Source organism: Paraburkholderia sp. RL17-380-BIE-A (assembly GCF_046028085.1).
Classification (GTDB): domain Bacteria; phylum Pseudomonadota; class Gammaproteobacteria; order Burkholderiales; family Burkholderiaceae; genus Paraburkholderia.
Genome location: NZ_JARESQ010000024.1, coordinates 71,080 through 96,748 on the forward strand (window position 1 = coordinate 71,080; position 25,669 = coordinate 96,748).

Consider the following 25,669-nt stretch of genomic DNA (forward strand, 5'->3'; position numbering starts at 1 on the left):
TATGCGGTTCAATCGCACACTCCGCACATTCACCGTGTTGGGCTCGTTAGTCCTCGCGGTCATTGCCGGGCCGTCGAACGCACAGGTTGACGAAGCGATGCTGAGCGCAGCATACATCTACAACTTTACCCAGTTCACCACCTGGCCGGCAGGAGGGCTCTCCGATTCGAAGCTGGTCGTCTGCGCGAACGGTGAGAGCGCGCTGGGAATAGCGCTCGCGAACCTTAACGGAAAGATCGTGAGCGGACGCGCGTGGACTTTCGGCTCGCTGAGCCACGGTGATGGTCCGTCAGGATGCAACGTCGTTCTCGTCGAAGAAGGTAAGCCATTGTCGAAGCAAACGAGAGAAGTGCTCAACTCCGACAGGCCCGTACTCGTCATCACCAATTCCACGCTGGATACACAGGACACGGTGATTCGCCTGGTCACGGACGGAAACCATTTGCGTTTCGATATCAACAACCGCGAGGCGGCTCGGCGACATCTTTCGCTCAGCTCGAAGCTGCTTCAACTGGCAAGGACTGTCCTATGAGCTTGATCGAACGGAACAAGCCAAGTTTGTCGCGCGCGTTGGGACGGGTCAACATCATCGGAGTGGCGGTTGCTCTGGTGATTTCGAGCGTTGTCCTGCTCGTCTATGAGGCGGTTTCGCTTCGAGGCGCGCTTGCGGACAACGCCCGGCTTCAGGCCGCAATGGTCGCGGAAAATATGTCGGCGCCACTGCTCTTCCGCGACAGCGAGGTGGCGAGCGAAGTGTTGGCGCACCTCGGCAATCTCCCCTATATCGAAAGCGTTGCGGTCTTCGATGCTAAGGGCGGTCGCTTTGCCCGCTTCGTTCAGCGAGGGCTATCGGAATTTGAGCAGAACGAAGGCACGGAGGCCGCGGCGCAGACACAAGTGCGCCTTTCTTTCAAGGACGTGATCGTCGCCGCACCCGTGGTTCAGGGTGGCGCACGGGTCGGCACGGTGGTCCTCGTTGCGACGACCGACGGAATGAAGGCGGAATTCACGCGCTATGCCTGCTTCCTGTTTCTAGCGTCGGCGTGTGCGCTGTGGATAGCGTCGTTCGTCATGTCGCGTACCAGAGCGCGCGTCATCGAGGCGGAACGACAATTGGAATACTTCGCTCTGACCGACCCGCTGACTGATCTGCCCAACCGTCGCGCTTTCTATGACGAACTGGCTGGCTGCCTGCGTCCGGCTGCTGGTGTTTCCCCGCAGGTGACACTTGTCCTGATCGATCTCGACGATTTCAAAAAGATCAACGATACGCTCGGGCACGGTGCCGGGGACGAACTACTGCGCGCGGTAGCGCACACCCTGCGGGGCACTGTTCAACAACGGGACGTCGTGAGCCGTATCGGCGGTGACGAATTCGCGGTGTTGGCAACTTCGGATGCCGACCGGATCCAGAGCCGAAGGACCGCGGAGAAAATCGTGCGCAGCCTTGGGCGGTCGTTCGAACTCGAAGGGACGATGGTGCCCGTCACCGTGAGCGTGGGCTTTTCGCGGTATCCGGACGACGCAGGCGATATTGCGTCCCTCTTAAGTAGCGCGGATATAGCGCTCTATGCGGCCAAAGGCGGCGGTAAAAATCTTGCGGTCGAGTTCCGGCCGAAAATGACGGCAGAGGCGCAGCGGCGTGCGTCGCTGGAGCGCGATCTGCGCGAAGCGGTCGAGCGCGATGGCCTGGACATTGCCTATCAGCCGCAATTCGATTGTCGCACCGGGCGGTTAGTCGGCGTGGAAGCGCTTGCTCGTTGGGATCACCCTTCACAAGGGGCTATTTCTCCCGCCGAATTCGTGCAGATTGCGGAGAGTAGCGACTTGATTCTGTCACTCGGCCGATGGATTCTGACCCGAGCCTGTCAGGATGCCGTGCGGTGGAATAGCGATGCGGCGACGTCTGTTAGCGTCTCGGTGAATGTATCGGCCCGACAGCTCCGGCATCACACTTTCGGTGCCGACGTGCTTGCAACACTGCAGGAGACCGGTTTGCGACCGGAGTTGCTTGAACTTGAACTGACCGAGAGCCTGTTGATGGAGAATGTCACGGTGGCGGCGGAGGTCATGAGAACGCTGCGTGCGCGAGGTGTGCGCCTGTCGATCGACGACTTTGGCACGGGCTATTCGTCTCTATCGTACCTGCAGACGTTTCCGCTCAATCAACTGAAAATCGATCGCAGCTTTGTGAAGGCGTTACCGTATTCGGGGCAGCCAATTGTTACAGCCATCATTTCGATGGCGCACAGTTTTGGTCTCACTGTCGTCGCGGAAGGGGTTGAATATCCGGCGCAACTGGCGTGGCTATGCGATAGCGGGTGCGACTTCGTTCAGGGTTATCTCACGGGCCGGCCAATGACATTTACCGCATTGATGGAGGCATTGGAGGAAGAGCGCGAGCATTTCCTCGCCGCCGAGCGCACTGAGTCGGCTGGACCCGTCGCGTAGAAACATGTAACTTCACGTTGCGACTCTCAGGCTTGGTCCTGACGCAGCTTCAGTATCTTCCATGTGCAGGAGATGGAGTTAGGGCTTGCAAAACGATTCGATACGAATTGGCATTGATCGCGTCAAAGTACCGAATCGCGCTGCTTGCGATCTTGAACAGTAGCCGCGAACGATGCGGCTGACACGCGGCGCGAGCGTCGCGGAATCGGGGGTGAGATGAAAAGTTTTTTCGTTGGCGCAGCGCTGGTGAGTATGGGCATCACCGCTTCGGGATTTGCGCATGCGACGGATATTGGCGTCGGCATTAACATCGGTACGCCACCTGTCGTGGTCGCGCCGGCCCCGGTCGTCGTCGTGTCGCCTGGATGGCATGGCGACCGCTATTGGGACGGCCACCGCTATTGGGATCGCGACGAATGGGAGGAACACCACCATCATCACGGACATAAGGACGGTCACTGCCCGCCCGGACACGCAAAGAAGGGCGAATGCTGAACCGCGCAACCATCCATGTCTCTGGAGTTCCGCCAGAGACATGGATGTGCATGAACAAAGTGTAGATTCGCTCGCGTCGCGTCTACCATTATCGGCGGCAGGCACCGTACGTTGGCGTACGGCCTGCCGTCGTGCTTTCTGGTTCGTCACGGGTTGCATGCACGCGCGCGCCTTCGAATGGCGCGTGAATGGATGAGCGGCTAGGGAGCAGGGCCCGAAAAGACCGGATTTCCCGGCTTTACCTTCCGTACTTGAAACGCAAGCGTACGGTTCGTTCTAGATACAGAGAAGACTTTCCCCGGTCGCCCTGAGAAGCACAGGGCGCGGCGGGACAATTGAGTGGAAGGCACCCGTCACGCCGAGCTGCTGACGTGTGATGGAAACGATACGCAATGGTCTCTTTGCTTCAGCCCCCTCGACTATTTCAGGAGAGTCGTGATGCCCTATCATGCGAACCGTCTGCGGCCGTTGACCCGTGCGGAACTGGAAGTCCTCAGCCCTCTCAAGGCAACCAGAGAAAACCTGCGTGTGACCGCGAAATCCATCTGGTCTACTACCTACGTAACTGTCCCCCCCGGCGTGGAGCTAGCGCCAAAAGTGAAAAGCGAGCGAGTTGATGTGCGCCCCGATGGTCAGAGCCTGTGGAAAATCGGCGTCGAGATGAGCGCCGGTTCGACGCCCGGACTGCCCATGGGCTGCACGGTCCAGAGGCACGAAAAAACCGATACGATGGGACAGATTTCCGGCCACCCGTCGTTCCGGCCAGAATGGATGGACGTTCGATTCATTCCCAAAACGGGCATCCGCCGCCCGCAGCCGCAGATGCGAGACGGAAAAGGGCGCAAGGTCAAACCACTCACGGTCTTTCCCGGCGATGCACGCCAGGTTCTGTTCGATACAAGCTGGCCGTGGTTGCTGACTGGAAAGATCGTTACGAGCGACGGCACATCCGGTTCGGGCGTGCTGATCGGCGATCGCCTCGTTCTGACAGCACGCCACGTCATGCCTTGGAATAGCATCGGAACCGGCAACTGGTGGATGAAATTCACGCCGTACTATTTTGACGGTACGGAGCCATTCGGGTCGTCTTACGTCAGCGACGCCCGCCACTATGGGACCGACGACACGGACTTCAACCTGTCGCACGACTATGCGGTATTACGGCTATATGAGCCCTTGGGCAACCGGTTAGGCTATATCGGCACGACGAGTTTCGACGACGGCTGGAGAGGGCTGAACGTATGGGAGAACGTGGGTTACCCATTCGATGTCGCGGGCGGGGAGCGACCCGCGGTGCAAAGCTGGCAATCCTTCGAAGACGACTACGAAGACGACGACGGACAGACATTGGAAACGGAGGCGAGCCTGAACCACGGCAACTCCGGTGGCCCGTTCTTCGCATGGTTCGAAAATGGCAGTCAGGTTCGCGCGTGCGGCGTGGTATCGAGCGAAGTGAGTTTCGACGGCGACGCGGACAATTCGGTCAGCGGCGGAGACAATCTGGTCAACCTGGTCGACTGGGCGCGAGCGAATTGGCCGTTGTAGGGCGCTAATCGCGCAAGGCAATCCGGATCCGGGTGGCTCGGGGCAGTATGACGAGCAGCCACCCGTTTTCCATAGGTCCGTATCAGCTGTCTAGAAACACGAGAATAGTATTTCAGCAGCAGTCCCAGCATCTGGCCATCGGCGTCGAATTGCTGGCCGCCCGAATCAAAATACCCTCGCTTGAAATCCCACCATACAAAGGTGTGACCCACACCTCCCTTTCTCTGATCCGCCGATCCCAACGCATAACTATTCCGGCGATCCCATCCGGCCTATTCTGCTGAACACAACGAGCCGCAGCGAAGTCGTGGCCCGAAATGCTTCGAGTGGAGATTATCCGACATGACCGTACCGCTTTCTCGCCCCGCCATTCCCGTTCTCGAAGCCGGCATGCCGGCGCCGGATTTCACGTTGCAAGCCACACCCGACCAGAAGATCACCCTATCCGAGTTACGCGGCGCGCCGGTGGTGATAGCGTTCTACCCGGCCGACTGGAGCCCTGTGTGTGGCGACGAACTCGGTCTTTTCAACGCCGCGCTTGCTGAATTGCGCCGGTTGGGGGCGCAACTGATCGCCATTTCGGTGGATAGCGCGTGGTCGCACACGGCATATGCAACACAACGCAAGCTTCATTTTCCGCTGCTCTCGGACTTCGAGCCGAAGGGCGAAGTCGCACGAAGCTATGGTGTGTACCGCGCGAAGGAAGGTGTTTGCGAGCGCGCGTTATTCGTTCTCGATGGGAACGGCATTGTGCGGTGGGCCTATGTTTCTCCCATCACCGTGAACCCGGGCGTCGACGGAATACTCGGCGCACTCGAACAAATGAACAATTCCACGCAACAGGACACGCCATGAGCCATCTCTCCGCGCCGGTCGGATCTCTGGACCATATCGAGGGTGCGTTCGGCGCGCCCGTCACGTTGATCGAATACGGCGATTTCGAATGCCCCTATTGCGGGGCGATGTACGGTGTGATCAAAGCGGTGCAGCAAGCCATGGGACCACAACTGCGATTCGTCTTCCGGCACTTCCCGTTGACGGATATGCATGCCCACGCGCTGCACGCCGCGCAGTTTTCGGAAGCTGCGGCGACTCAAGGCAAATTCTGGGAAGCGCATGACATCCTGTATGAAAATCAGACGGCACTGAGCGATACGGATTTGGCGCGGTATGCGGCGCAACTCGGCCTGCATGCGCGCGATCTGGCCGCGGCGTTCGAAGGCACTTACGACGAGCGTATCCAGCATGACTTCGACAGTGGCTTGCGCAGCGGCGTGAACGGCACGCCTACTTTGTTCATCAACGGCCAGCGTTATGACGGCGAGCGCGACGCCGAAACTCTGCTCGAAGCGCTGCGCGCCGTCGCCCGTCACGTGTGAGTGTGCGGATAGAAGAAAAGGGCGGCAAGGTCAACCTTGCCGCCCTTTTTCACGAGCACGCGAAAGCGTCGAAAACAAAAGTCATCCGCACGCTCGGCGCGATGCGGATGACGGATTCCCCAACCCGTTAAACGTCGATCAAACCTCGATCAAACGTCGATCAGTTTGCGCAGGCTTTCGCCGGCAAGCGGCATGTCGCGCAGGCGCTTGCCGGTGGCATCGAATAGCGCATTGCCGAGCGCGCCCGCGGTCGGTCCCATCGACGCTTCCGCCGCGCCGAGAAACGGTGCGCCCGGCCGGTCGATCAAATGCACATTGACGCTGCGCGGCACCGCGGAGAAGCGCAGGATCGGATAACTGCTCCAGTCGAAGCTGCGAATCCGCTTCGTATCGAACTGCAATTGTTCATACAGCGTCCAGCTTGCCGACTGAATCACGCCGCCCTCGATCTGATTGCGGATGCCGTCGGGATTGACGATCTGTCCGGAATCCACCGCGACTTCAGCGTGTTCGAGAATCACCTGACCGGTTTCGGGCACGACGGATACCTCGACGGCAATCGCGACATAGGCCATCAGGTTCTTATACTTCGCGAACGCAAAGCCGACGCCGTGATTGCGCTTGCGCGGCGCACGCGGCCAGCCGAATTTCGCGGCGGCGAGTTTTATGACGTCACGGGCACGCGGGTCCTGCATGTGCTTCAGCCGGAACGCCACGGGGTCCTTGCCGGCAGCGGCGGCCAGTTCGTCCATGAACGTCTCGATCGTGAAGATGTTCATGTGCGCGCCGAGCGAGCGCATGGCCGACGTATGCAGCGGCATGGTCGGCGAGAAGTTGTTCATCACGTGCATGTTCGGCAACGCGTACAGCGGGATCGCGTTGCGATCGCCGCCGCCTTCGGGCTGCACCATCGGCACCGAGGGCGCGGGCGCGAATGGCTGCTCCAGCAACTGCGCCGGAATGAGCCGGCCGGCGTTGACGATGCGCTCGTTGTGCGAACTGCTCCACAGCGCGTAGTTCCAGTCGACGATGCTGCCGCTCGCGTCGAGCGAGGCGCTGACTTCGGTCACCATCGCGGGCGTGTAGTGGTCCCACGTGTTCTCCTGTTCACGCATCCATTGCACGCGCACCGGCTGGCCGTCCATTTCGCGCGCGATCAACGCGGCGTGCGCGGCCACGTCGTCCGCGCCGTTGTGGCCGTAGCAACCCGATCCTTCCACATGAACGCAGCGGATCTTGTCTTTCGGCATGGCGAGCATTTCGGCAAGCCCGTCACGCAGCGGGTAGACCCCTTGCGAATGGGTCCAGACGGTCAGCGCACCGTCCTTGAAGAGCGCAACCGAGCAGGACGGCCCGATCGAGCCATGCATCATGTAACGCTTGGTGTATTTCGCGCCGAGCGTTTTCACGGCAGTGCCGGTGGTGCTGTGCGTGTTGGCGATTTCGATGTGTTCGGTGGAGATCGTCTTCAGATCGCGATGTACGGTAGCGGGGTCGGGCAGTGCGCGCCCGGCCGTCCATTGGCTTCCCGCAGCAAGCGCGCGTTGCGCCTGCACGGCTTGCCACTCGCCTTTGGCGACCACGGCGAGCATGCTGCCGTTTCTGATGACCTTAAGGACGCCCGGCATCTTCAGAATCGCGGGCGTGTTCGTTTGCACAAGCCGCGCCTCGTAGACGGGTGGCATCACCACACGGGCGTGCACCATGCCCGGCATCATCATGTCCTGCACATAACTCACGCCGCCCGTCACCTTGCGGGGAATGTCCACGCGCGGCAACGAGGTGCCGATCATGTCGAACGTCGCGGGGTTCTTCAACGGCGAGACGGGCGAGGCCATGCGATGCAGGTCGACGAGTCCCACCGCCTCGCCATAGGTCATGCTGCGGCCATCCGGCGCCTTGATCACCGCATTGCGCGCGCTCAGCACCGTGCTGGCGACGCCGAAGTGCTGGGCGGCGGCATCGACCAGCAGCCCGCGCACCTGAGCCGAAGCGTTCAGCAGCGCACTGCCGCTGTCGGCGATCGTGTGGCTGCCCGCCGTGAGACCTTCATCGGGCGACGCGCCCGTGTCGGCGGTCAGAAACGTGATCAACGAGGGCGCCATGTCCAGCTCCTCCGCTGCGATCTGCAACAACGCGGTGCGCACGCCCGTGCCCAGTTCCACCTTGCCGGTGTAGACGGTCACGTTGCCCGCCCGATCGATTTTGATCCACGAATCGAGGTACGGGTTGGTCTTCAGGCTGCCGGCGAGCGTCTGGGTCGCCTTGCCGATATGCACGGCGGCGCCTTCGTCCGCGATCACTTCCTGCGCCATCGCGCTCACGCCCGGAACCATGCTGAAGCTCACGACGAGTGCGCCGGACAGCAGAAAGCGGCGGCGTCCTTCGTTGATTTCCTCTTCCTTGACGGTCATTGCGCGCCTCCGTGGCTTGCCGCGCCTTGGGGTTTCGCCGCCGTCGCGTCACTTGCCGGCAGATGCGCGACTTCGCGAATCGCCGCGAGAATGCGGGTGTGCGTACCGCAGCGGCACAGGTTCGGTTCCATATGATCGAGCAGCTCGCGCTCGGTAGGCCGCAGATTGCGATCGAGCAACGCCTGCGCGCGCATGATCATTCCGGCGATGCAATAACCGCACTGCGCCGCCTGGTGATCGATGAACGCCTTTTGCAGCGCACCGGGGTGTTCGATCGTGCCGAGACTTTCGATCGTGCGCACGGGCCGTTTGCCGATCGACGAGACCGGAACCAGGCACGAGAACACCGCTTCGCCATCCACGATCACGGTGCAGGCGCCGCATTGTCCGAGGCCGCAGCCGAACTTCGCGCCGTGCAGTTGCAGGTCGTTGCGCAATGCGTAGAGCAGTGGCGTGGAAGGATCGATATCGAGCGCGTGCTGCACGCCATTCACGGTTAGATTGATCATCGCGCGTTGTTCTCCTTTCTGACCTTGGCCGCCATCGCCTCGACGTCCTGCCACGGGCCGCGCTGCGAATTGGTCGCGCGAACGTAGGCGGCGAGATCGGCGATCTGCTGGTCGTCGTAAATCTGGCTGAAGGCGGGCATGTAGTTCTCGCTGTCTTCGCCGTGCCAGCCGTTGCCGCTCAATATCATCTGGACCGCGTTGCGCGGCGTCGCGGCATTGACGGCGGTGCTGAACGCAAGCGTGGGGCGCTCGCCGATCGACTGCATCGGCGCAGCGGGTCCGTGGCATTGCGCGCATGAGGCGGCGAACAGGGTCGCGCCGCGTTGCGCCTCGGCAGACTGGACCCCCTGGTTGGCAGTGGACACGCTCGCCGGGAGCGGCTGCGGTTTCTGGATCGACAGCAGATAGGTGGCAATCGCCTGCACGTCCTCAACGGGCACGGTGGCGAGATCGCGCGTGACGGGCAGCATCGGTCCGGCCGCCGCGCCGTGTTCGCTGGCCCGGCCCGAACGTAGGTACGTGACCAACTGGTCTTGGGTCCACGGCTTGGGCGCCGCGCCGAGCGCATTGAGCGCGGGCGCTTCCCAGCCGTCGACCACGCCGCCGTCGAATGCGTGTCCCGACTTCTCGCCGCCGATCGGATTGAGCGGCGAATGACACGACGCGCAGTGGCCGAGGCCATCCACCAGCAATTTGCCGCGGTTCCACTCGGCGTCCTTCGACGCCTCCGGCTGCTGCGCGCCGGGATGCAGAAACAGCACGTTCCAGAACGCCAGCAGCGGCCGGAAGTTCAGCGGGAAAATCAGTTCGTTGGCGGGCGCGACGGCGTTGACCGGCTCACGTGTCATCAGATACGCGTAGGCGGCCGAGATGTCGGTATCGGACATGCGCGTGAAGTGAATGTACGGAAACGCCGGATACAGCAGATGCCCGTCGCGCGCGACGCCATGACGAAGCGCGCGCGTGAAGGCTTCGAGCGACCAGTTGCCGATGCCCGTTTCGGCGTCCGGCGTGATGTTGGTCGCGTAGATCGTGCCGAACGGCGTGGCGAGCGGCAGGCCGCCGGCGAATGGCTTGCCGCCCTTCGCGGTGTGGCACACGATGCAGTCGCCCAACGCGACGACACGCGCACCCGCGAGCCTCGTCTGCGCGTCGAACGAGGTCGGCGCGGGCGGGCTGACCGGCGCGATGGCGGGCTTCCACATCAGCAGGAAGGCGACGGCCAGCGCGGCCACGACAACCACGCCGCCTCCCGCCAGCAGTCTAGACTTGCGAGTCATTCACGCACCTCTCACCAAAGTCCTGGAACGAACCGGCCGCGTGATACGCGCCGGACGTTTGCCGCATCGATCGCGTCATGCTCGTGCCGCGCCTGCTTCTACGCCCTGGCCGGCGCTGCCGTGGAACGGATAGTCGATATAGCCGGCCGCGTCGCCTGCATACCAGCCAGTCGGCTTCGGGGCCGCGAGCGGCGCGTGGGCCGCAATGCGTTCGACCAGATCGGGATTCGCGATATACGCGCGAGCGAACGCCACGAGGTCGGCCTGGCCTTCGCGAATCAAGGTCTCGGCATGCTCGACGGAAATGCCGCCGTTGACCATCAACGTGCCCGAGAACGCGCGGCGCATGCGCTCGATAATGCGCGGCAAATCCGGCTGGCCGCTCCAGCCGTTCGTATCCGCCGCATGCACGTAGGCGACGCCGAATTCGTCGAGCATCTTGCCGACGTAGTCGTAGGTCGTGTCCGGGTCCGCGTCGCGTACGTTGTTGTAGTGCGCGTACGGCGAGATACGTACGCCGACCTGGTCGAGCGGGACCACCGAGCCGATCTCCGTGAGAATGTCGCGCAGGAAATTCGCGCGGTTCGCGACCGAGCCGCCGTAGCGGTCATTGCGCGTGTTGGTGGTCGACGAGAGGAACTGATGCGGCAGATAGCCGTTCGCCGCGTGCACTTCCACGCCGTCGAAACCGGCGGCGATCGCGTTGGCCGCGCCCTGGCGGAACGCGTCGACGGCGAGCTTCACTTCGTCGAGCGACATGGCGCGCGACGGCGTGGCGTGAATCTTGGTGTACTGGCCGTTGTGCAGTTGCGCCCACACCTGCAACTGTTCGAGGTCGTCGTTCACGCCCGAAGGGGAGAGCGGTGCTGCGCCGCCGAGCAGCGCGAACGAACTGACGCGCCCGCCATGCCACAACTGCATGAAGATGCGGCCGCCCGCGGCATGCACCTGGCTCGTGATATGACGCCAGCCGTCGATCTGCTCTGCCGTGATGATGCCGGGCGTCAGGTCGAACGCCGCCGAGGCCGGACTGACATTGGTGGCTTCCGTGATGATCAAGCCGGCCGACGCGCGCTGCACATAGTACTCGGCCATCATCTCGGTCGGCCGGCCGCGCAACGGCGCGCGCGAGCGGGTCATGGGCGCCATCGCGACGCGGTTCGGCAAACTCAATCCCGACAGGTCGTAGCCGTCGAGCAGGGGCGAAAGGGAGGACATGGTGATTCCTTGATGAGCAATCGAGCGTCGTTCAGGTGAATGACTCTGCTGGTCAGCGTATCGCCGAGCCCGCGAAATTTCCTGAAGCCACGCTGAAATGTTGTTAATCCGGACAGCGAGCCGCCCGGTTGCGAAGCAATGCGTGTATCAGGCGTGGCGGGCGGCGTACGGACGGCCGATCACCAGGTAGTGCGCCAGCGCGACGATCGGAAAGGCCGTGGCGACCGCGGCGACGAGCGGCCAGCCGCCGTGTTCGTAAAGCGGGCTGGCGAGCGCCGAGCCGAACGCGCCGCCCACGAAGATGCTCGTCATATACAGCGCGTTCAGGCGGTTGCGGCTCGCCGCGTGCAACGCATAGATCTCGCGTTGACCCAGCACCATGTTCATCTGCACGGCGAAGTCGAGCACGATGCCGGTCGCGACAAGCCCGAGCACGCCCCACGCGGGATGGATCAGCGTGGGCGCATAGGCGAACGCGCCCACCACCAGCGCGATCAGCGTCGCGCGCACCGTATGGCCCGCATCGGCGAGACGGCCCGCCACCGGCGCGGAGGTCGCGCCGATCGCGCCGACCAGCGCGAAGATGCCGATCTCGGTTTGCGAGAGCCCGAACTGGCGGGTCAGCTCGACGGGAATCGCGGTCCAGAACAGGCTGAACGAAGCGAACATCAGCGCCTGGTAAAACGAACGGTGACGCAGCACCGGCATCGTGCGAACCAGGTGGCCGAGCGAGCCGATCAGTTCGAAGTACGTGGCCTGGTGATCGGGCTGGCGGCGCGGAATGGTCAGCGCGAGCACGCTGGTGACGATCGCCATCAGCACGGCGGCGGAACCGAATACCGCGCGCCAGCCGAAGTGCCCGGCCACCACGCTGGAGATCGGCCGCGACAGCAGGATGCCGAGCAGCAGGCCGCTCATGATGGTGCCGACCACCTTGCCGCGCGATTCGTCCGGCGCGAGATGCGCGGCGAGCGGAATCAGGATCTGCACGGCAACCGAACTGAAGCCGACCAGCAGCGAGATGCCGAGGAACACGGCCGGTTGCTGCGCGAACGCCGCGGCGGCGAGGCTGGCGATCGACACCAGCGCGGTGGTGATCATCAGCTTGCGGTTTTCCAGCAGGTCGCCGAGCGGCACCAGAAAGAACAGGCCGAATGCATAGCCGATCTGCGTGAGCGAGACGATCAGGCTGGCGGTGCCGCCGGACATGTGGATGGCCGGTGCGATCAGTTCGGTGATCGGCTGCGCGTAGTACAGGTTCGCGACGATGGCGCCGCAGCAGAACGCGAACAACGCGATCAGTCCGCGTGTCAGCTTGACGGGGCTGTTGGCGGCCGCCGTGGTGGATGCCTGGGTTGACATGACAACTCCTTGAAGAAAAGAAACGGAATACGTGGACTCAGCGCGCGAGGTTCATCACGCGGTCGCCGAGTGAAATACCCAGATCGGTCATCAGCCTGCCGCGTTGCAACTGTTGGTTCTCCCAACGTTTCAGGGCTGAATCGATCGTCGCGCCGCTTTGCCAGGTCGAGGACAACGCGAGCGCCAGCGCATGGGCATTGGCGGCCGCTTTCGCCGTGCTGCCCGCCGTGTGAGGGCGCGGCACCGAAGCGGCGTCGCCGAGCAGCACCGCGCGGCCGAACACCATCTTCGGCGAGCGCAGATCGACGATCGGCTGCATGAAGGGCGCGTCGGTGGCATCGACCAGTGCGCGGAACGTCGGCCCTAACGACGCCTGCGCGTCTTCGCGGAGCTGTGCGATGTCGGCGCCCTTGGTCGAGCCGGGCGGCAGCGAGAACGCGCGCCGGATGCCGTGACGATCGACCAGCAACTCTTCGAGCCTTGCCGCGCTGTACTTGCGATACCACACCCAGTTGAAGCGCCGCTCGCCGGCCACGGTCGAATCGTTCTCGCCCGGAATCAGATAGGAGAGCCCCGAATGCCCGTCGCCTTGCTGAAACGCGAAGCGCCCGCGCAGCATGTCCGCTGCGTGCAACGGCAGATCGGCTTCCTCGACGAGGCCGCGCCATGCGACATAGCCCGCATACTGCGGCGCGACTTCGGGCAGCAGGCGCCGCCTGAGCGTCGAGCGGATACCGTCGGCGCCGATCAACAGATCGGCCTGTTCGCTGCGGCCGCTCTCGAACAGCGCGACGATCCGCTCGCCTTCCATGTGGAAGTCGGTAAAGGTCTCGCCCGCATGCAGGTAAGACGCGGGCAGCGCGTTCTTCATGGCGCGGTAGAGCAGGCTCCACGAGGTCTGCATCTGCGGCATGTGGAGTTGTTCGACCACCCGGTCCTCGCGGTCCAGGTAGATACGATCGCCCGAGGCCACACCAGGCGGGTCCGGCAGTTCGACGCCGGCGAAGGCGAGCGCGTCCAGCACGTCCGGCTGAAGCACCACGCCGCCGCCGCGGCTTTCGAGCTGGTTCGGCGAGGTCTCGAACACGTCGACGTCCCAGCCGGCCGAGCGCAACGTATTGGCCGTCAGCAAGCCGCCGAGCGATCCGCCAATCACGACGGCACGCGGTCTTTCGAGCGATCTCATGCTGCTTTCCTTTGCCCTGCCGAACGCAGCGCGTTGATGAAGACCACGGGCGGTTGCGCGCCGCTGATCACATCGCCGTCTATGCGGATGGTCGGCACGGCCTGAACGCCCAGACTGTCAGCCCGCGCGCGCGCCGCGTCGATGTCCTGATTGCCGGCGGCGCTCAGCAAATACGCGCGCACCTCGTCCGCGTCGAATGCATGTTCCGCGGCAAGCGCGACCAGCGTGTCGAGCGAGCCGATGTCGCGGCCTTCGGAGAAATAAGCGGCGTAGATCGCCTGATACAACGCGGCCGTCGCGCGCGGGTCATTGCGCTGCTGCGCGAACTGCATCAGACGATGCGCAAGACGCGTATTCGGCGTGCGCAGCACCTTGTCGTACTGGAAGCGCGCGCCGGCCGCCAGTCCGGCGGCGGTGACCTGCGCATCCATGATCTGCGAGCGCGCCCAACTGCCGAATTTCCCGCTGCGGTACGCGCGCCGGTCCATCCCTTCGGCCGGCATGGCCGGATTCAATTCGAACGGCACATAGCGGATCGAAACAACCGTGTCCGCGCCGGCCTCCGTCAGCGCCGACGCGAGGTTCCGTTGGCCGATCCAGCACCACGGACAAATGAAGTCGTAATTGACCTCGACCTGAATGGCTTGCATGTCGCTTCCCTCACTAGGTAACGCATGCAGCTTATCCGTTGCGTTATCGTTGTTGAATATGGATAAAATGCAAGCTGACGTTGCGTTTTTTGCAACCAAACCGTCAATCAGGCCGAACATGGACAAATTCCTCGCCGTCAAAACCTTGCTTGAAGTGGCGGACGCCGGTGGCTTTTCGAAGGCCGCGCAACGTCTCGGGGTGGCGACCTCGTCGGTCACGCGCCTGATGGACTCGCTGGAGGCCTCGCTCGGCACCGCGCTGCTGACCCGCACGCCGCGAAAGGTCAGTCTCACGGACGCCGGCATCGCTTACGTCGAACAGGTCGCCAAGGTGCTCGACGATCTGGCCGAGGCGGACGAGAGCGTGTTCGACAGCGGTGCGTCGCCGGTCGGCGCGCTGCGAATTTCGGTTCCGTCCACCTACAGCCGCCTGCGCCTTGCGCCGCACCTCGCCGCCTTTCTCTCCGACAATCCGCGGGTGTTCCTCGACGTCGTGGTCGCCGATCACTTCGCCGATCTCGCGCTCGACCGGATCGACGTCGCGATCCGGATCGGTCTCGCCGATCGCGACGCCAACCTGATCGTCAAAAAACTGGCGGACAATCCGCGCTACGTGGTGGCGAGCCACGACTACCTCGAACGCAGCGGCACGCCGCAAACACCCCAGGAGCTCACTGACCACGAGTGCCTGCGTTTCGCCTATGGCGGCGGCTACCGCACTCGCCAGGCCTGGACCTTCCAGCGCGAGGGCGTGGAGCAACGCGTCGACGTGCACGGCCATCTGCTGTCGAACAATCTCGACATCCTGCTCGAAGCGGTGATGGCCGGGCGCGGCATCGCATTGCTACCCGAATGGCAGGTGGCGGCCGAAATTCGCGCGGGCCGCCTGCTGCGCCTCTTCGAACACTTCGACGCGAGTCCTCATGCGGGCGACGCCGTCGTCTACGCCGCGTATCTACCCAACCGCCGCCAGTCCAGCAAAGTGCGCGCGCTGGTTCAGTTTCTCGAGACGCGGCTTCGCGTATCGCTCGAAGGTTGAACGGTTGCGCGCGCCGCGCTCACTCGGTGCGTTTTTCAGCGCGCATTCCACCGGTCTGACTGATCGAAGTCGCGAAAGGGTGATTCAACGCTGACTGCAGTGTAGGAATGCCGCGCCCATAAAGTCCTGCAGAAAACATGAAATGTTCTGAGCGGGCGCCGGCGCTCGGCCGCGCCAGTGTGAACGCGCCGCAGGCGTGCGCGCCGGAACGCGCTTTGCCGACCATATTGTTTAAGAACTATTAAGGTCGTTCGCCAAGGACTCGGCAAAAACCCGTGGCTAGAATGGGCTCCAGCTTTTCTCGCACTTCAAGCGAGTGCGGCCTGTCCTCCCATGTTCACCAAACCTTTAGGAAGTACAACGCCATGGCAAATCCGAAACTGGAAGTCCTCACGCCTGCAAACTCGCAGATCATCTTTATCGACCAACAGCCGCAAATGGCTTTTGGCGTCCAGTCCATTGACCGTCAGGTACTCAAGAACAACGTAGTAGGACTCGCGAAGGCAGCGCGGGTGTTTAACATCCCTACCACTATCACGACCGTGGAATCAGAAAGTTTCTCCGGCTATACGTACCCGGAGTTGCTGGACGTATTTCCGGAGCACAAGGTGCTCGAACGCTCGTCCATGAACTCGTGGGACGACCAGAAGGTTCGTGACTCGCTTGCTGCGAATGGCCGAAAAAAGGTAGTGGTGGCAGGTCTGTGGACCGAGGTTTGCAACAACACGTTTGCGCTGTGCGCGATGGCCGAAGGTGACTACGAAATCTATATGGTCGCCGACGCGTCGGGCGGCACCTCGAAGGACGCGCATGACTACGCGATGCAGCGGATGATTCAGGCCGGCGTGGTTCCGATGACCTGGCAACAGGTGCTGCTCGAATGGCAACGCGATTGGGCACACAAGGAGACTTACAACGAAGTCATGGCGATTGCCAAAGAGCATTCGGGCGCGTACGGGATGGGCGTGGACTATGCCTACACCATGGTGCACAAGGCTGCCCAGCGCGCGGCGGGGACGCATGAGGTTCTGGCGCCGGTGCCTGCAAAGAAGTAAGCAGCGACGAGCGCCCGCTTCCGATGAATAGCTCCGCGCTTGAAAGCGGAGCGCTCCCTATGAGGATCGCCATGAATTCCAGTACTTCCGAATCGACGCCGGCCGAGGTCGTGTTCTTCAACGGCAAGATCGCCACGCAGGACGACAAGCGTTCATTCGCCGATTCGCTCGCCGTCGCGAACGGCCGTGTCCTCGCTGCGGGCTCGCGTGAGGCCGTGATGCGTCACGCGAACGACGCCACGCGCCATGTCGACCTCAAAGGGCGCACGGTCATTCCCGGACTCAACGACTCGCATCTGCACATCATTCGCGGGGGCCTGAACTTCAATATGGAGTTGCGTTGGGACGGCGTACCATCGCTTGCCGACGCGCTCGACATGCTGCGCAAACAGGTGGCCCGCACGCCGGCGCCGCAATGGGTGCGGGTGGTGGGCGGCTGGAACGAATTCCAGTTCGCCGAGCGGCGCGGCCCGACGCTCGAAGAAATCAATGCGATCGCGCCGGACACGCCGGTGTTCATCCTGCATCTGTACGACAGCGCGCTGCTCAATGCCGCGGCGCTGCGCGCGGTCGGCTACACCAAAGACACGCCGAACCCGCCGGGCGGCGAGATCCAGCGCGACAAGCGCGGCAACCCGACCGGCATGCTGATCGCCCGTCCCAACGCCGGCTTGTTGTACGCCACGCTCGCAAAGGGGCCGAAGCTCGGTCTGGAAGACCAGCGCAACTCCACACGCCATTTCATGCGTGAGCTGAACCGCCTCGGCGTGACGAGCGCAATCGACGCGGGCGGCGGCTATCAGGCCTATCCGGACGACTACGCGGTCATCATGGAAATGGCGAAGCACAGCGAACTGACCGTGCGCATTGCCTACAACCTGTTCACGCAGAACGCGAAGAAGGAAATCGAGGATTTCGCCAAATGGGTGAAGATGACCAAACCCGGCGAAGGCGACGATTTCCTGCGCGTGAACGGTGCTGGTGAGATGCTGGTGTTCTCCGCCGCGGACTTCGAAGACTTTCTCGAACCGCGCCCGGATTTGCCCGAGTCGCTGGAGACCGAACTGGAAGCGGTCGTCAGGCTGCTGGTGGCGAACCGCTGGCCGTTCCGGCTGCACGCCACTTACAACGAATCGATCGAGCGCTTCCTGAACGTGTTCGAACGCGTGAACGCCGACATTCCGTTTAACGGTCTGCGCTGGTTCTTCGATCACTGCGAGACCATCACGCAGAAGAACATCGATCGGGTAAAGGCGCTCGGCGGCGGCATTGCGATCCAGCACCGGATGGCGTATCAGGGCGAGTACTTCATTCATCAATACGGCGAAGAGGCGGTGAAGCGCACGCCGCCGATCCGCCACATGCTCGACGCCGGCCTGCCGGTCGGCGCGGGCACGGACGCTACGCGCGTCGCGAGTTTCAACCCGTTCGTGTCGCTGTACTGGATGGTGTCGGGCAAAACGGTCGGCGGCACCGCGATGTATGGCAGCGAGAACAAACTCGATCGCATGGAGGCCTTGCGCCGCTATACGGTGGGCAGCGCGTGGTTCTCGAACGAAGAGGACAAGAAGGGCGCATTGGTGCCGGGCCAGTTTGCGGACTTCGCGGTGTTGAGCGAAGACTTTTTCACCGTCGACGAGAGCCGCATCAAATTCCTGACCTCGAACATGACGGTGGTGGGCGGCAAGGTCGTCTACGCGGACGACGAGTTCGCGCCGCTCGCGCCGCCGGATCTGCCGGTCAGCCCGTCATGGTCGCCGGTGGCGGAATTCGGCGGCTATAGCCGCTACAAGCCGACGGCGGTGGCGTGCGTGGACGGCTGCGTGAATCTGTGCGGCGTGCATGCGCATGCGCACGGTTGGGCGTGGCGCAAGAACGTGCCGGTCAGCGATTCGAACGGTTTCTGGGGCGCGTTGGGATGTAGCTGCTTCGCGTTCTGATCACGCCCGTTTCGTAGCACCACGCGAGCGAGGACCTTTATGCCGACCCTGACCGACGGCGTGCTGTTTGGACTGGTCATACTGGTCCTCGATTTTCTCGCGTGGCGTTTCATGAGCCGCAAGAGCGACCAGACCCGGCTCGCGTTTCGCGCGCTGATGTTCGCTCTGTCGAGCTACGTGCTGTTCAGCTATGGCATGAATCCGCTGCGCGCGGCGCCGTGGCCGGACGAGCCGCTGCGTCATCTGCTCGCGCAGGTGCTGGAGATCGTGTGGTGGCTCCAAGGGGCGCGGCTTGTCACGATTCTCCTCGATCGCGTGGTGTTGCCTGAGGCATGGCACAAGGAGCGATTGTTTCAGGACGTGTTCGGCGCGCTGGTGTTTCTCGCCGCCGCGGTCGGCGCGATTGCCTTCGTGTTGCAGTTGCCGGTGCGCGGCCTGCTTGCCACCTCGGGCGCGCTCGCGGTCGTGCTGGGCCTCGCGATACAGAGCACGCTCAACGACGTGTTCTCCGGCGTCGTGCTGAATGCGACCGAGCCATTTCGCCTCGGCGACTGGGTGACGATCGGCGACGTGGAAGGCAAAGTGGTGGAAAGCAACTGGCGCGCAACGAGCCTGCTCAACGGGCAGGGCAACATCGTCGTGATTCCGAACAGCGTGGCGGCGCGCGCGCACATCGTCAACGCCAACGAACCGTCGCATACGCACGGCATTAGCGTGGTGCTGCCCATCAAGCCGTCGATCCGGCCGGCGCTCGTGCTGGAGGCGCTCGCGAGCGCCGCCGAAAGTTCGCGCGATGTGCTGGACGATCCGAAGCCGGTGGTGAGCGTGCGGCGCGCCACCAACGACGCGATCGAGTACGAGATCGTCTGTTTCGTCAGCGAGCTGGCCAAGAAAATCACCGTGCGCAACGACCTGTTCGATCTTGCGCACCGCCATCTGCTTTCGCGCGGCGTGGTGTTGCGGCCGTTGTCGGTGCCCGAACCCGTGACGGGCGGCACCGCCGACGAGAAGCTACGGCTCTTGCGCAACGTGCTGATCTTCCAGACGCTGGCGCGCGACGAACTCGCCGAATTGGCCACGAAACTGACCCAGCACGAGTTCGATGCCGGCGACACGATCTACACCGCGGCGGATGAAAGCGGTCACGAGCTGCACATTCTGGCGCAGGGCGTGGCCAAAGTGGTCGTACAGAAAGACGGTGGCGAGATCGAACTGCGCAGGCTCGCGCCGGGCGACTCGATCGGTCAGTCGGGGATTCTTGCGGGTGTCAGGACTGCGGTGGTGGTGCGGGCGCTGACGCGCGCCACGGTCTTCCGGCTCGACAAGAGCGCGTTGACGCCCGTTCTCACGCAGCGGCCGGAAGTGGTCAAGGAAATGTGCCGGCTGCTGTCGGAACACCATGCCACCGAGGAAATGCTGCTGGCTTCGCCGTCGAATCTGGATGACAGCGGCGGCGGCCTGCTGAAATGGATTCGCGATGGCGTGCGGCGCTTCCACGAACTGACGCTGTGAGCAGATTCGCATAAGTAGCGTAGCGATTAAGGGTTTTTAAGAATCCGCCAAAGTCTTTATAGATTTATTTCGCTACGCTGCGGTGGATAGTCCCTGGACTCTCATCGATTCGCCACGCGGGCGGGTCGCGGCGTCCGGTCGGCATGCGTGAAGACGCGTCGGGAAAGGGGCTGACACGGAGGAGTTGACATGAAGAAGCGCATTGCCGGTGTTGACATCCCAGACGGTGTCATGGCCCAGGCGGCAACTGACCTGATCCGCGGCACGGAGTCGGAACTGATGTTTCATCACGCGCTGCGGGCCTTCCTGTTCGCCGCGCTGATTGGACACCGCGAGAGCCTGACTTTCGACGCGGAACTGCTGTACGTCGGCGCGATGTTTCACAACGTGGGCCTGAATGCGAAGTACGAGCGCTCGCCATACCGCTTCGAAGTGGACGGCGCGAATGCCGCGCGCGATTTTCTGCGGCAGTACCGCGTGGCCGAGCGCGAGATCGAAGAAGTGTGGGTGGGGATCGCCTTGCACACCACGCCGGGCATTCCGGAGCATCTGTCGGCGCTGGTTGCGCTCATCAGCGCCGGCGTGCAGATGGACGTGCGGGGCGCGCGATACGACGAATTCACCGCGCATCAGCGCGACGAAATCGTCCAGGCGTATCCGCGCGAATCCGGCTTCAAGAAGAAGCTGATCGACGCATACGCGCACGGCATGGCGCATCGGCCCGAGACGACCTTCGGGACTGTGAATGCCGACGTGCTGGACCGGTGGGATCCGAACTATCGCCGCCTGAATTTCTGCGGACTGGTGCTGGGATCCGACTGGCCGAATTGATGAATGGTTGACAGAAAGGAAGATAGGCATGGGCTACATCATTTCACTCGGAGTCGGCTTCGGCATCGGGCTCCTCTACTGGCTGCTCAAGGTTCAGTCACCGGCCCCGCCGCTGATCGCGCTGGCGGGCCTGCTCGGCATGGTGCTGGGCGAGCACGCGATTCCGGTCGTCAAAGCGCAGCTCTTCACGCAGACGGCTACGGCGCAGGTCGCCGAACCGCTCAAGGGCGCCGCCGTGCAAAAGCCTGACGCGAGCAAGGAAGGCGGTTGATACGCAAGGCGCGCGCAGTTCGCCGGACGGAATGCCGTTCGCGGGCCGTCATTCAAATTTTGCCCACTCAAACGGATAGTCAAATGTTCAAGTCGCTTCATAGGTACCGCTCCATCGCGCTCGTGTGCGCCGCGCTGCTGGTCGGGTTCACGCCGGTTTCGTCAGCCCTCGCCGATGCGGGGCCGCCGGAAGTGCCGGGCAGCAAGGCCGCGCTGGTGAAACACCCGGACGTGTCGGTCGGTCCGCAGTACGACACCACGCATGTGTACGTCGCCTCGGCCGACCTCGACGCGTTCGTCAACAGCTTCCTCGCGACCTTCGGCGGCAAGGCCTCGCCGCGTGCGGTTTTCACCGTGACGCCGACGCCGAGCAAGACGGCCTCGCAATACGTGCAGACGCCGGTCGGCATGCTGTCGGTGTTCGGCTTCGAGACGCCGGTTCCCTATCCGTTCGGCAATGAGCGCACCGGCTACCTCGTCACGGATATCGACCAGGGCGTGAAAGCGGCGCGCGCGGCCGGAGCCGACGTGCTGGTCGAGCCGTTCGACGATCCGATCGGCAAGGACGCGATCATTCAATGGCCGGGCGGCCTGACGATGCAGCTCTACTGGCACACCAAGGCGCCGAATTACGCGCCGTTGCAGAGCGTGCCCGACAACCGCGTGTACGTGTCGCGTTATGAAGCGAACAACTTCGTGCGCCGCTGGCTGCACTTCTCGCACGGCAAGGTGGTGTCGGACAACCCGCGCGCGGATGCCGGCGTGATCGGCCGCCCGGGCGAGACGGTGCGCGAGATCCGTATCACGTCGGGCTTCGGCCGCATGGTCGTGTTCGTGACGGACGGCAAGCTGCCGTTCCCGTTCGGACGTGAAACCACCGGCTACGGCGTCGACGACGTGGCGCAGACGCTGGAGCGCGCGCAAACGGCCGGCGCGAAGGTGGTGTACCCGGCGTATGCGAGCGGATCGGGCAAGACCGCGATGCTCGAATTCCCGGGTGGGTACATTGCCGAAGTGCACGATGGCAAGTGAGGCAAACGTCGTGGCGCCGTTCAGAGTGCGACGCATGCGCCGCGCCATCCGCGCGTTGCTGATCAGCACGGGGCTGGCGGCGGCGCTGCCGGCTGTGGCCGCGGACACCGCGCTCGGCGGCGCGGACGATACGTCCACGACCGGCAGCACGGCGGCCGCGGCGGCGCCGTCGTGCGCGCGGCCCGCGATCATGTTCAATCGCTGGCAGGAAAACTGGTCGGCGCTGGCCAACCCCTGCGTGCCGAAAAAGCCCTTCGATTCGCTGAAGTACATTCCGCTGTTCGGCAATCCGGACGCGTATATTTCGCTCGGCATGGTGCTGCGCGAACGGCTCGAAATCAACGACGCACCGCTGTTCGGCCTCGGCGCGGCGCACGACGACACCTACCTGCTGCAGCGGCTCGAAGTTCACGCGGACGTGCGCCTCGGCCCTCATGTGCAGATCTTCACGCAATTCGAAGACGCGCGGCCTTACGGCAAGGATGTCGTTACGCCGGTCGACAAGAACCCGCTGGATCTGCGCCAGGCGTTCGTGGCGATTACCGAACCGCTCGGGCCCGGTACGGTGAAGTTTCGCGTCGGCCGCCAGGAAATGGCGTTCGACTTGCAGCGTTTCGTTTCCGTGCGCGACGGCCCGAACGTGCGCCAGGCGTTCGACGCGATCTGGGCCGACTATGAAACCGGCCCGTGGCGCTGGATCGCCTACGCAACGCAGCCGGTCCAATACCGCGACAACTCGGATTTCGACGACGTCTCCAATCGCGATCTGACTTTCAGCGGCGTGCGCGTGGAGCGCAAGAACGTCGGGCCGGGCGATCTGTCCGCGTATTACTCGCGCTACAACCGCAATAACGCGAAGTTCCTCGACGCGAGCGGCGACGAACACCGCGACGTGTTCGACGCGCGCTACGCCGGCAATGTCGCGCCGATCGACTGGGACGTCGAGGCGATGTATCAGTCCGGACATGTCGGCAGCAAGACCATCGGCGCGTGGGCGGTCGGCTCGCTGGCCGGCTATACGCTGACCTCGTTGCCGTGGACGCCGCGCCTCGGCATTCAGGTGGACGCCGCTTCGGGCGACAGTCATCCGAAAGACGGGCGCATCGGCACCTTCAATCCGCTCTTTCCGAACGGCTACTACTTCGCGCTGGCCGGCTACACCGGCTACACGAACCTGGTGCACGTCAAGCCGACGCTCATCCTTAAGCCGAGCAGCAAGCTCACGCTGCTGGCCGGCGTCGGCCTGCAATGGCGTCAGACCACCGCGGACGCCGTGTACGGCCAGGGGTCGTCGGTCGTGCCGGGGACGGCGGGACATGGCACTCCGTGGACCGGTTTCTATACGCAACTGCGCGCCGACTATGCGGTTGCCGCCAATCTTGCGGCGGCGCTGGAAGCCGTGCATTTTCAGGTCGGTCCGTCACTGCGCGATCTGGGCGCGCGCAATGCCGACTACGTGGGCGCCGAACTCAAGTTCGGCTGGTAGAGGTATAGAACAGCAGCAAGAGTGTATTGAACAGCAAGCGGTAGCGTACGCGCTACCGGCAAACCGTCGTTACGGCGACGGGCCAGATGAGGTCAAGCTATGAGCACTCCGGACATATCCGTCGACGCAACCACGCCCTCGGAACTCGAGTTTCCGTATTCCTCGCTGGAATATCGCAGGCATCAGATGTTCCCCCGTCTTTCCGCCGCCGAGATCGCGAGCCTGCGCCGCTTCGCGCGGCCGATGTCGTTCAAGGCCGGCGAACTGATCTTCGAAACCGGGCAGGTGGCGCTCGGCCTGTTCGTGCTGCTGCATGGCCGCGTGCGGATCGAGTCGCGCGACAGCTTCGGGCGCTCGACCGTCGTCACCGAACATGACGACGGCCACTTCATGGCGGAGATGGCGCAGCTCTCCGGCAAGCCGGCGTTGATCGACGGCATCGCGCTGACGGACGTCGAGACGCTCGTGATCGAGCCGGAGCGCTTGCGCGCGCTGATCGTCGCCGACGCGCAACTCGGCGAGCACATCATGCGCGCGCTGATTCTGCGGCGGCTCGGGTTGATCGAGCAGGGGCTCGGACCGGTGATCGTCGGCAATGGCGACGACGCGCGGCTGATCCGGCTGCAAGGTTTCCTGCGTCGCAATGCTTATCCGGCGATGGTGATCGACGCCCGCACCGATCCCGAAGCCATGAAGCTGCTGGGCGGCATGACGACCGGTCCGGGCGATTTCCCGCTGGTGTTCTGTCCGAACGGCTACGTGCTACGCGCGCCGGACGAGGCGCAGCTCGCGTCGTGCCTCGGCCTCGTGCCGACCTTCGAGCAATCGCGCGTGTATGACGTGGCGATCGTCGGCGCCGGACCGGCGGGACTGGCCGCCTCCGTGTATGCGGCCACCGAAGGTCTGTCGGTCGCCGTGTTCGACCAGCGCGCGCCGGGCGGCCAGGCCGGCGCGAGTTCCCGCATCGAGAACTATCTGGGCTTTCCCACCGGCATTTCGGGCCAGGCGCTCGCAGCCCGCGCGTTCCAGCAGGCCTTGAAGTTCGGTGCGCATCTGGCGATTCCCGGCAAGGTCATGGACGTGAGCCGTCATGACGGCATCTTCATGCTCACGCTGGAGGACGAGCAGCGCATCAGCGCGCGCACCGTCGTCGTGGCGAGCGGCGCGGCGTACCGCAAGCCGACGGTGCCCGGGTTCGACCGTTTCGAAGGGCGCGGCACGTTCTACTGGGCATCGACAATCGAGGCCAAGCTCGTGAAAGGGCAAGACATCGTGCTCATGGGCGGCGGCAATTCCGCGGGCCAGGCGGTCGTGTTTCTGGCGAACTTCGCGCGCAGCATTCGCGTGCTGATACGCGGCGCGGATCTCAACGCGAGCATGTCCAGATACCTGATCGACCGGATCGGGTCCTTGCCGAACGTGACGCTTTGCACGCGCTGCGTGCTACGCGAACTCGGCGGCGACGAAAGCGGACTGACCGAGGTACGTATCCGCCATGAGGACGAGGGCGCGGACGAAGTGATTTCCACGCGCCACCTGTTTCTTTTCATCGGCGCGGACCCGAAAACGGATTGGCTCGGTTCGAGCGGCGTGGAGCTCGACAACCGCGGCTTCGTCGTGACCGGCTTCGCGCGCAGCGAGCACGGCTTCTCCGAGTCGAGCGCGCGCTATCCGCTCGAAACCAGTGTGCCGGGCATGTTCGCTGTTGGCGACGTGCGCTCGGAATCCGCGAAACGGGTCGCGGCGGCGGTGGGCGACGGGGCCGCCGTGGTGAGTCAGATTCACGCGTATCTGAGCCAGCTCACGAAGGCGGCGGCTTGAGGAAAACGGTTCAGGTCGAAGGGTTCGCGAGCGCGATGCCAGCCAGCATGCGGACGACGGAACAGCCGATGCAGGACCTGGCCGGGAGCGCCGGCGTGCATCACGGCGTCATACCTAAGTGTGATAGTGCGAAGCGCCGGCCGGCCCCTAACATGCAAAGGAATGGGATCGTGCCTCTGCTCGTGCGTCGCGTG

Annotated in this window: 22 protein-coding genes; 15 read left to right on the top strand and 7 right to left on the bottom strand. The window is 63.5% G+C overall.

Annotated elements, in window-relative coordinates; all coding sequences use genetic code 11:
* Position 1: 1 nt before the first annotated feature.
* The 6 genes from P0D68_RS31350 to P0D68_RS31375 all read left to right on the top strand — a co-directional run bounded on the left by P0D68_RS31350 (position 2) and on the right by P0D68_RS31375 (position 5,870).
* Positions 2-532 carry a YfiR family protein gene (locus tag P0D68_RS31350; RefSeq protein ID WP_177205119.1) on the top strand — a complete coding sequence of 177 codons (531 nt, stop codon included), beginning with the start codon at positions 2-4 and terminating at the stop codon, positions 530-532.
* Entirely contained in the window at positions 529-2,451 is a 1,923-nt protein-coding gene (locus P0D68_RS31355; protein WP_408302658.1) for a putative bifunctional diguanylate cyclase/phosphodiesterase, read from the top strand. The genes P0D68_RS31350 and P0D68_RS31355 overlap by 4 nt, the downstream gene beginning before the upstream one ends.
* Positions 2,452-2,667: 216 nt before the next feature.
* On the top strand, positions 2,668-2,946 hold the full coding sequence (locus P0D68_RS31360; RefSeq protein ID WP_091808875.1) for a hypothetical protein: 279 nt from the start codon (positions 2,668-2,670) through the stop codon (positions 2,944-2,946).
* Positions 2,947-3,285: 339 nt separating this feature from the next.
* Complete coding sequence (locus tag P0D68_RS31365) at positions 3,286-4,491, top strand: trypsin-like serine peptidase (protein WP_408302660.1); 1,206 nt, start codon at positions 3,286-3,288, stop codon at positions 4,489-4,491.
* 342 nt (positions 4,492-4,833) lie between these two features.
* Positions 4,834-5,346, top strand: coding sequence for a redoxin domain-containing protein (locus P0D68_RS31370; protein ID WP_091803456.1), 513 nt, complete (start codon positions 4,834-4,836; stop codon positions 5,344-5,346).
* A complete protein-coding gene (locus tag P0D68_RS31375) occupies positions 5,343-5,870 on the top strand; it encodes a DsbA family protein (protein ID WP_408302663.1) in 528 nt (175 codons plus the stop codon). The genes P0D68_RS31370 and P0D68_RS31375 overlap by 4 nt, the downstream gene beginning before the upstream one ends.
* 149 nt (positions 5,871-6,019) lie before the next feature.
* Here P0D68_RS31375 and P0D68_RS31380 read toward each other — a convergent pair whose 3' ends face one another.
* The 7 genes from P0D68_RS31380 to P0D68_RS31410 all read right to left on the bottom strand — a co-directional run bounded on the left by P0D68_RS31380 (position 6,020) and on the right by P0D68_RS31410 (position 14,489).
* Positions 6,020-8,284 carry a xanthine dehydrogenase family protein molybdopterin-binding subunit gene (locus P0D68_RS31380; protein ID WP_408302665.1) on the bottom strand — a complete coding sequence of 755 codons (2,265 nt, stop codon included), beginning with the start codon at positions 8,282-8,284 and terminating at the stop codon, positions 6,020-6,022.
* Positions 8,281-8,793 carry a (2Fe-2S)-binding protein gene (locus P0D68_RS31385; protein WP_408302667.1) on the bottom strand — a complete coding sequence of 171 codons (513 nt, stop codon included), beginning with the start codon at positions 8,791-8,793 and terminating at the stop codon, positions 8,281-8,283. Before P0D68_RS31385 ends, P0D68_RS31380 begins: the two co-directional genes overlap by 4 nt.
* Complete coding sequence (locus P0D68_RS31390; RefSeq protein ID WP_408302669.1) at positions 8,790-10,073, bottom strand: c-type cytochrome; 1,284 nt, start codon at positions 10,071-10,073, stop codon at positions 8,790-8,792. Before P0D68_RS31390 ends, P0D68_RS31385 begins: the two co-directional genes overlap by 4 nt.
* A 75-nt stretch (positions 10,074-10,148) precedes the next feature.
* Positions 10,149-11,291, bottom strand: coding sequence for an alkene reductase (locus P0D68_RS31395; RefSeq protein ID WP_408302671.1), 1,143 nt, complete (start codon positions 11,289-11,291; stop codon positions 10,149-10,151).
* A 147-nt stretch (positions 11,292-11,438) separates the two neighbouring features.
* On the bottom strand, positions 11,439-12,653 hold the full coding sequence (locus P0D68_RS31400) for an MFS transporter (protein ID WP_091803441.1): 1,215 nt from the start codon (positions 12,651-12,653) through the stop codon (positions 11,439-11,441).
* A gap of 37 nt (positions 12,654-12,690) precedes the next feature.
* Complete coding sequence (locus P0D68_RS31405) at positions 12,691-13,839, bottom strand: FAD binding domain-containing protein (protein ID WP_091803438.1); 1,149 nt, start codon at positions 13,837-13,839, stop codon at positions 12,691-12,693.
* Positions 13,836-14,489: a DsbA family oxidoreductase gene (locus P0D68_RS31410; protein WP_091803436.1), complete on the bottom strand. Its 654-nt coding sequence runs from the start codon at positions 14,487-14,489 to the stop codon at positions 13,836-13,838. Before P0D68_RS31410 ends, P0D68_RS31405 begins: the two co-directional genes overlap by 4 nt.
* A gap of 118 nt (positions 14,490-14,607) precedes the next feature.
* Between P0D68_RS31410 and P0D68_RS31415 the strand changes: the two genes are divergently transcribed.
* The 9 genes from P0D68_RS31415 to P0D68_RS31455 all read left to right on the top strand — a co-directional run bounded on the left by P0D68_RS31415 (position 14,608) and on the right by P0D68_RS31455 (position 25,475).
* The gene (locus P0D68_RS31415) at positions 14,608-15,528 is read left to right on the top strand and encodes a LysR family transcriptional regulator (protein ID WP_091808871.1); all 921 of its coding nucleotides are present in this window, start codon (positions 14,608-14,610) and stop codon (positions 15,526-15,528) included.
* A 365-nt stretch (positions 15,529-15,893) separates the two neighbouring features.
* A complete protein-coding gene (locus P0D68_RS31420) occupies positions 15,894-16,583 on the top strand; it encodes a hydrolase (RefSeq protein WP_091803430.1) in 690 nt (229 codons plus the stop codon).
* 71 nt (positions 16,584-16,654) lie between these two features.
* Positions 16,655-18,523: an amidohydrolase gene (locus P0D68_RS31425; RefSeq protein WP_091803427.1), complete on the top strand. Its 1,869-nt coding sequence runs from the start codon at positions 16,655-16,657 to the stop codon at positions 18,521-18,523.
* A 39-nt stretch (positions 18,524-18,562) separates the two neighbouring features.
* The gene (locus P0D68_RS31430; RefSeq protein ID WP_408184241.1) at positions 18,563-20,035 is read left to right on the top strand and encodes a mechanosensitive ion channel domain-containing protein; all 1,473 of its coding nucleotides are present in this window, start codon (positions 18,563-18,565) and stop codon (positions 20,033-20,035) included.
* Between the two features lie 189 nt (positions 20,036-20,224).
* Entirely contained in the window at positions 20,225-20,866 is a 642-nt protein-coding gene (locus P0D68_RS31435; protein WP_091803421.1) for an HD domain-containing protein, read from the top strand.
* A gap of 28 nt (positions 20,867-20,894) precedes the next feature.
* Positions 20,895-21,137: a DUF1427 family protein gene (locus P0D68_RS31440; RefSeq protein WP_091803418.1), complete on the top strand. Its 243-nt coding sequence runs from the start codon at positions 20,895-20,897 to the stop codon at positions 21,135-21,137.
* A gap of 83 nt (positions 21,138-21,220) precedes the next feature.
* A complete protein-coding gene (locus P0D68_RS31445; protein WP_408302676.1) occupies positions 21,221-22,168 on the top strand; it encodes a VOC family protein in 948 nt (315 codons plus the stop codon).
* Positions 22,169-22,202: 34 nt separating this feature from the next.
* Positions 22,203-23,654, top strand: a complete 1,452-nt coding sequence (locus tag P0D68_RS31450) for an alginate export family protein (RefSeq protein ID WP_091808869.1) — start codon at positions 22,203-22,205, stop codon at positions 23,652-23,654.
* Between the two features lie 99 nt (positions 23,655-23,753).
* Positions 23,754-25,475 (top strand): FAD-dependent oxidoreductase, encoded by a 1,722-nt coding sequence (locus tag P0D68_RS31455; RefSeq protein ID WP_408302678.1) that lies wholly within the window; start codon positions 23,754-23,756, stop codon positions 25,473-25,475.
* The last annotated feature ends 194 nt before the right edge of the window (positions 25,476-25,669 follow it).

What these genes read in the sequence shown, in the direction of transcription:
- P0D68_RS31445 (WP_408302676.1), top strand. Translation starts at nt 21,221, where the DNA reads ATGTTCAAGTCGCTTCATAGGTACCGCTCCATCGCGCTCGTGTGCGCC.
- P0D68_RS31400 (WP_091803441.1), bottom strand. Translation starts at nt 12,653, where the DNA reads ATGTCAACCCAGGCATCCACCACGGCGGCCGCCAACAGCCCCGTCAAG.
- P0D68_RS31405 (WP_091803438.1), bottom strand. Translation starts at nt 13,839, where the DNA reads ATGAGATCGCTCGAAAGACCGCGTGCCGTCGTGATTGGCGGATCGCTC.
- P0D68_RS31390 (WP_408302669.1), bottom strand. Translation starts at nt 10,073, where the DNA reads ATGACTCGCAAGTCTAGACTGCTGGCGGGAGGCGGCGTGGTTGTCGTG.
- P0D68_RS31355 (WP_408302658.1), top strand. Translation starts at nt 529, where the DNA reads ATGAGCTTGATCGAACGGAACAAGCCAAGTTTGTCGCGCGCGTTGGGA.
- P0D68_RS31430 (WP_408184241.1), top strand. Translation starts at nt 18,563, where the DNA reads ATGCCGACCCTGACCGACGGCGTGCTGTTTGGACTGGTCATACTGGTC.
- P0D68_RS31395 (WP_408302671.1), bottom strand. Translation starts at nt 11,291, where the DNA reads ATGTCCTCCCTTTCGCCCCTGCTCGACGGCTACGACCTGTCGGGATTG.
- P0D68_RS31410 (WP_091803436.1), bottom strand. Translation starts at nt 14,489, where the DNA reads ATGCAAGCCATTCAGGTCGAGGTCAATTACGACTTCATTTGTCCGTGG.
- P0D68_RS31435 (WP_091803421.1), top strand. Translation starts at nt 20,225, where the DNA reads ATGAAGAAGCGCATTGCCGGTGTTGACATCCCAGACGGTGTCATGGCC.
- P0D68_RS31360 (WP_091808875.1), top strand. Translation starts at nt 2,668, where the DNA reads ATGAAAAGTTTTTTCGTTGGCGCAGCGCTGGTGAGTATGGGCATCACC.
- P0D68_RS31380 (WP_408302665.1), bottom strand. Translation starts at nt 8,284, where the DNA reads ATGACCGTCAAGGAAGAGGAAATCAACGAAGGACGCCGCCGCTTTCTG.
- P0D68_RS31375 (WP_408302663.1), top strand. Translation starts at nt 5,343, where the DNA reads ATGAGCCATCTCTCCGCGCCGGTCGGATCTCTGGACCATATCGAGGGT.
- P0D68_RS31370 (WP_091803456.1), top strand. Translation starts at nt 4,834, where the DNA reads ATGACCGTACCGCTTTCTCGCCCCGCCATTCCCGTTCTCGAAGCCGGC.
- P0D68_RS31420 (WP_091803430.1), top strand. Translation starts at nt 15,894, where the DNA reads ATGGCAAATCCGAAACTGGAAGTCCTCACGCCTGCAAACTCGCAGATC.
- P0D68_RS31350 (WP_177205119.1), top strand. Translation starts at nt 2, where the DNA reads ATGCGGTTCAATCGCACACTCCGCACATTCACCGTGTTGGGCTCGTTA.
- P0D68_RS31440 (WP_091803418.1), top strand. Translation starts at nt 20,895, where the DNA reads ATGGGCTACATCATTTCACTCGGAGTCGGCTTCGGCATCGGGCTCCTC.
- P0D68_RS31455 (WP_408302678.1), top strand. Translation starts at nt 23,754, where the DNA reads ATGAGCACTCCGGACATATCCGTCGACGCAACCACGCCCTCGGAACTC.
- P0D68_RS31450 (WP_091808869.1), top strand. Translation starts at nt 22,203, where the DNA reads ATGCGCCGCGCCATCCGCGCGTTGCTGATCAGCACGGGGCTGGCGGCG.
- P0D68_RS31425 (WP_091803427.1), top strand. Translation starts at nt 16,655, where the DNA reads ATGAATTCCAGTACTTCCGAATCGACGCCGGCCGAGGTCGTGTTCTTC.
- P0D68_RS31385 (WP_408302667.1), bottom strand. Translation starts at nt 8,793, where the DNA reads ATGATCAATCTAACCGTGAATGGCGTGCAGCACGCGCTCGATATCGAT.
- P0D68_RS31415 (WP_091808871.1), top strand. Translation starts at nt 14,608, where the DNA reads ATGGACAAATTCCTCGCCGTCAAAACCTTGCTTGAAGTGGCGGACGCC.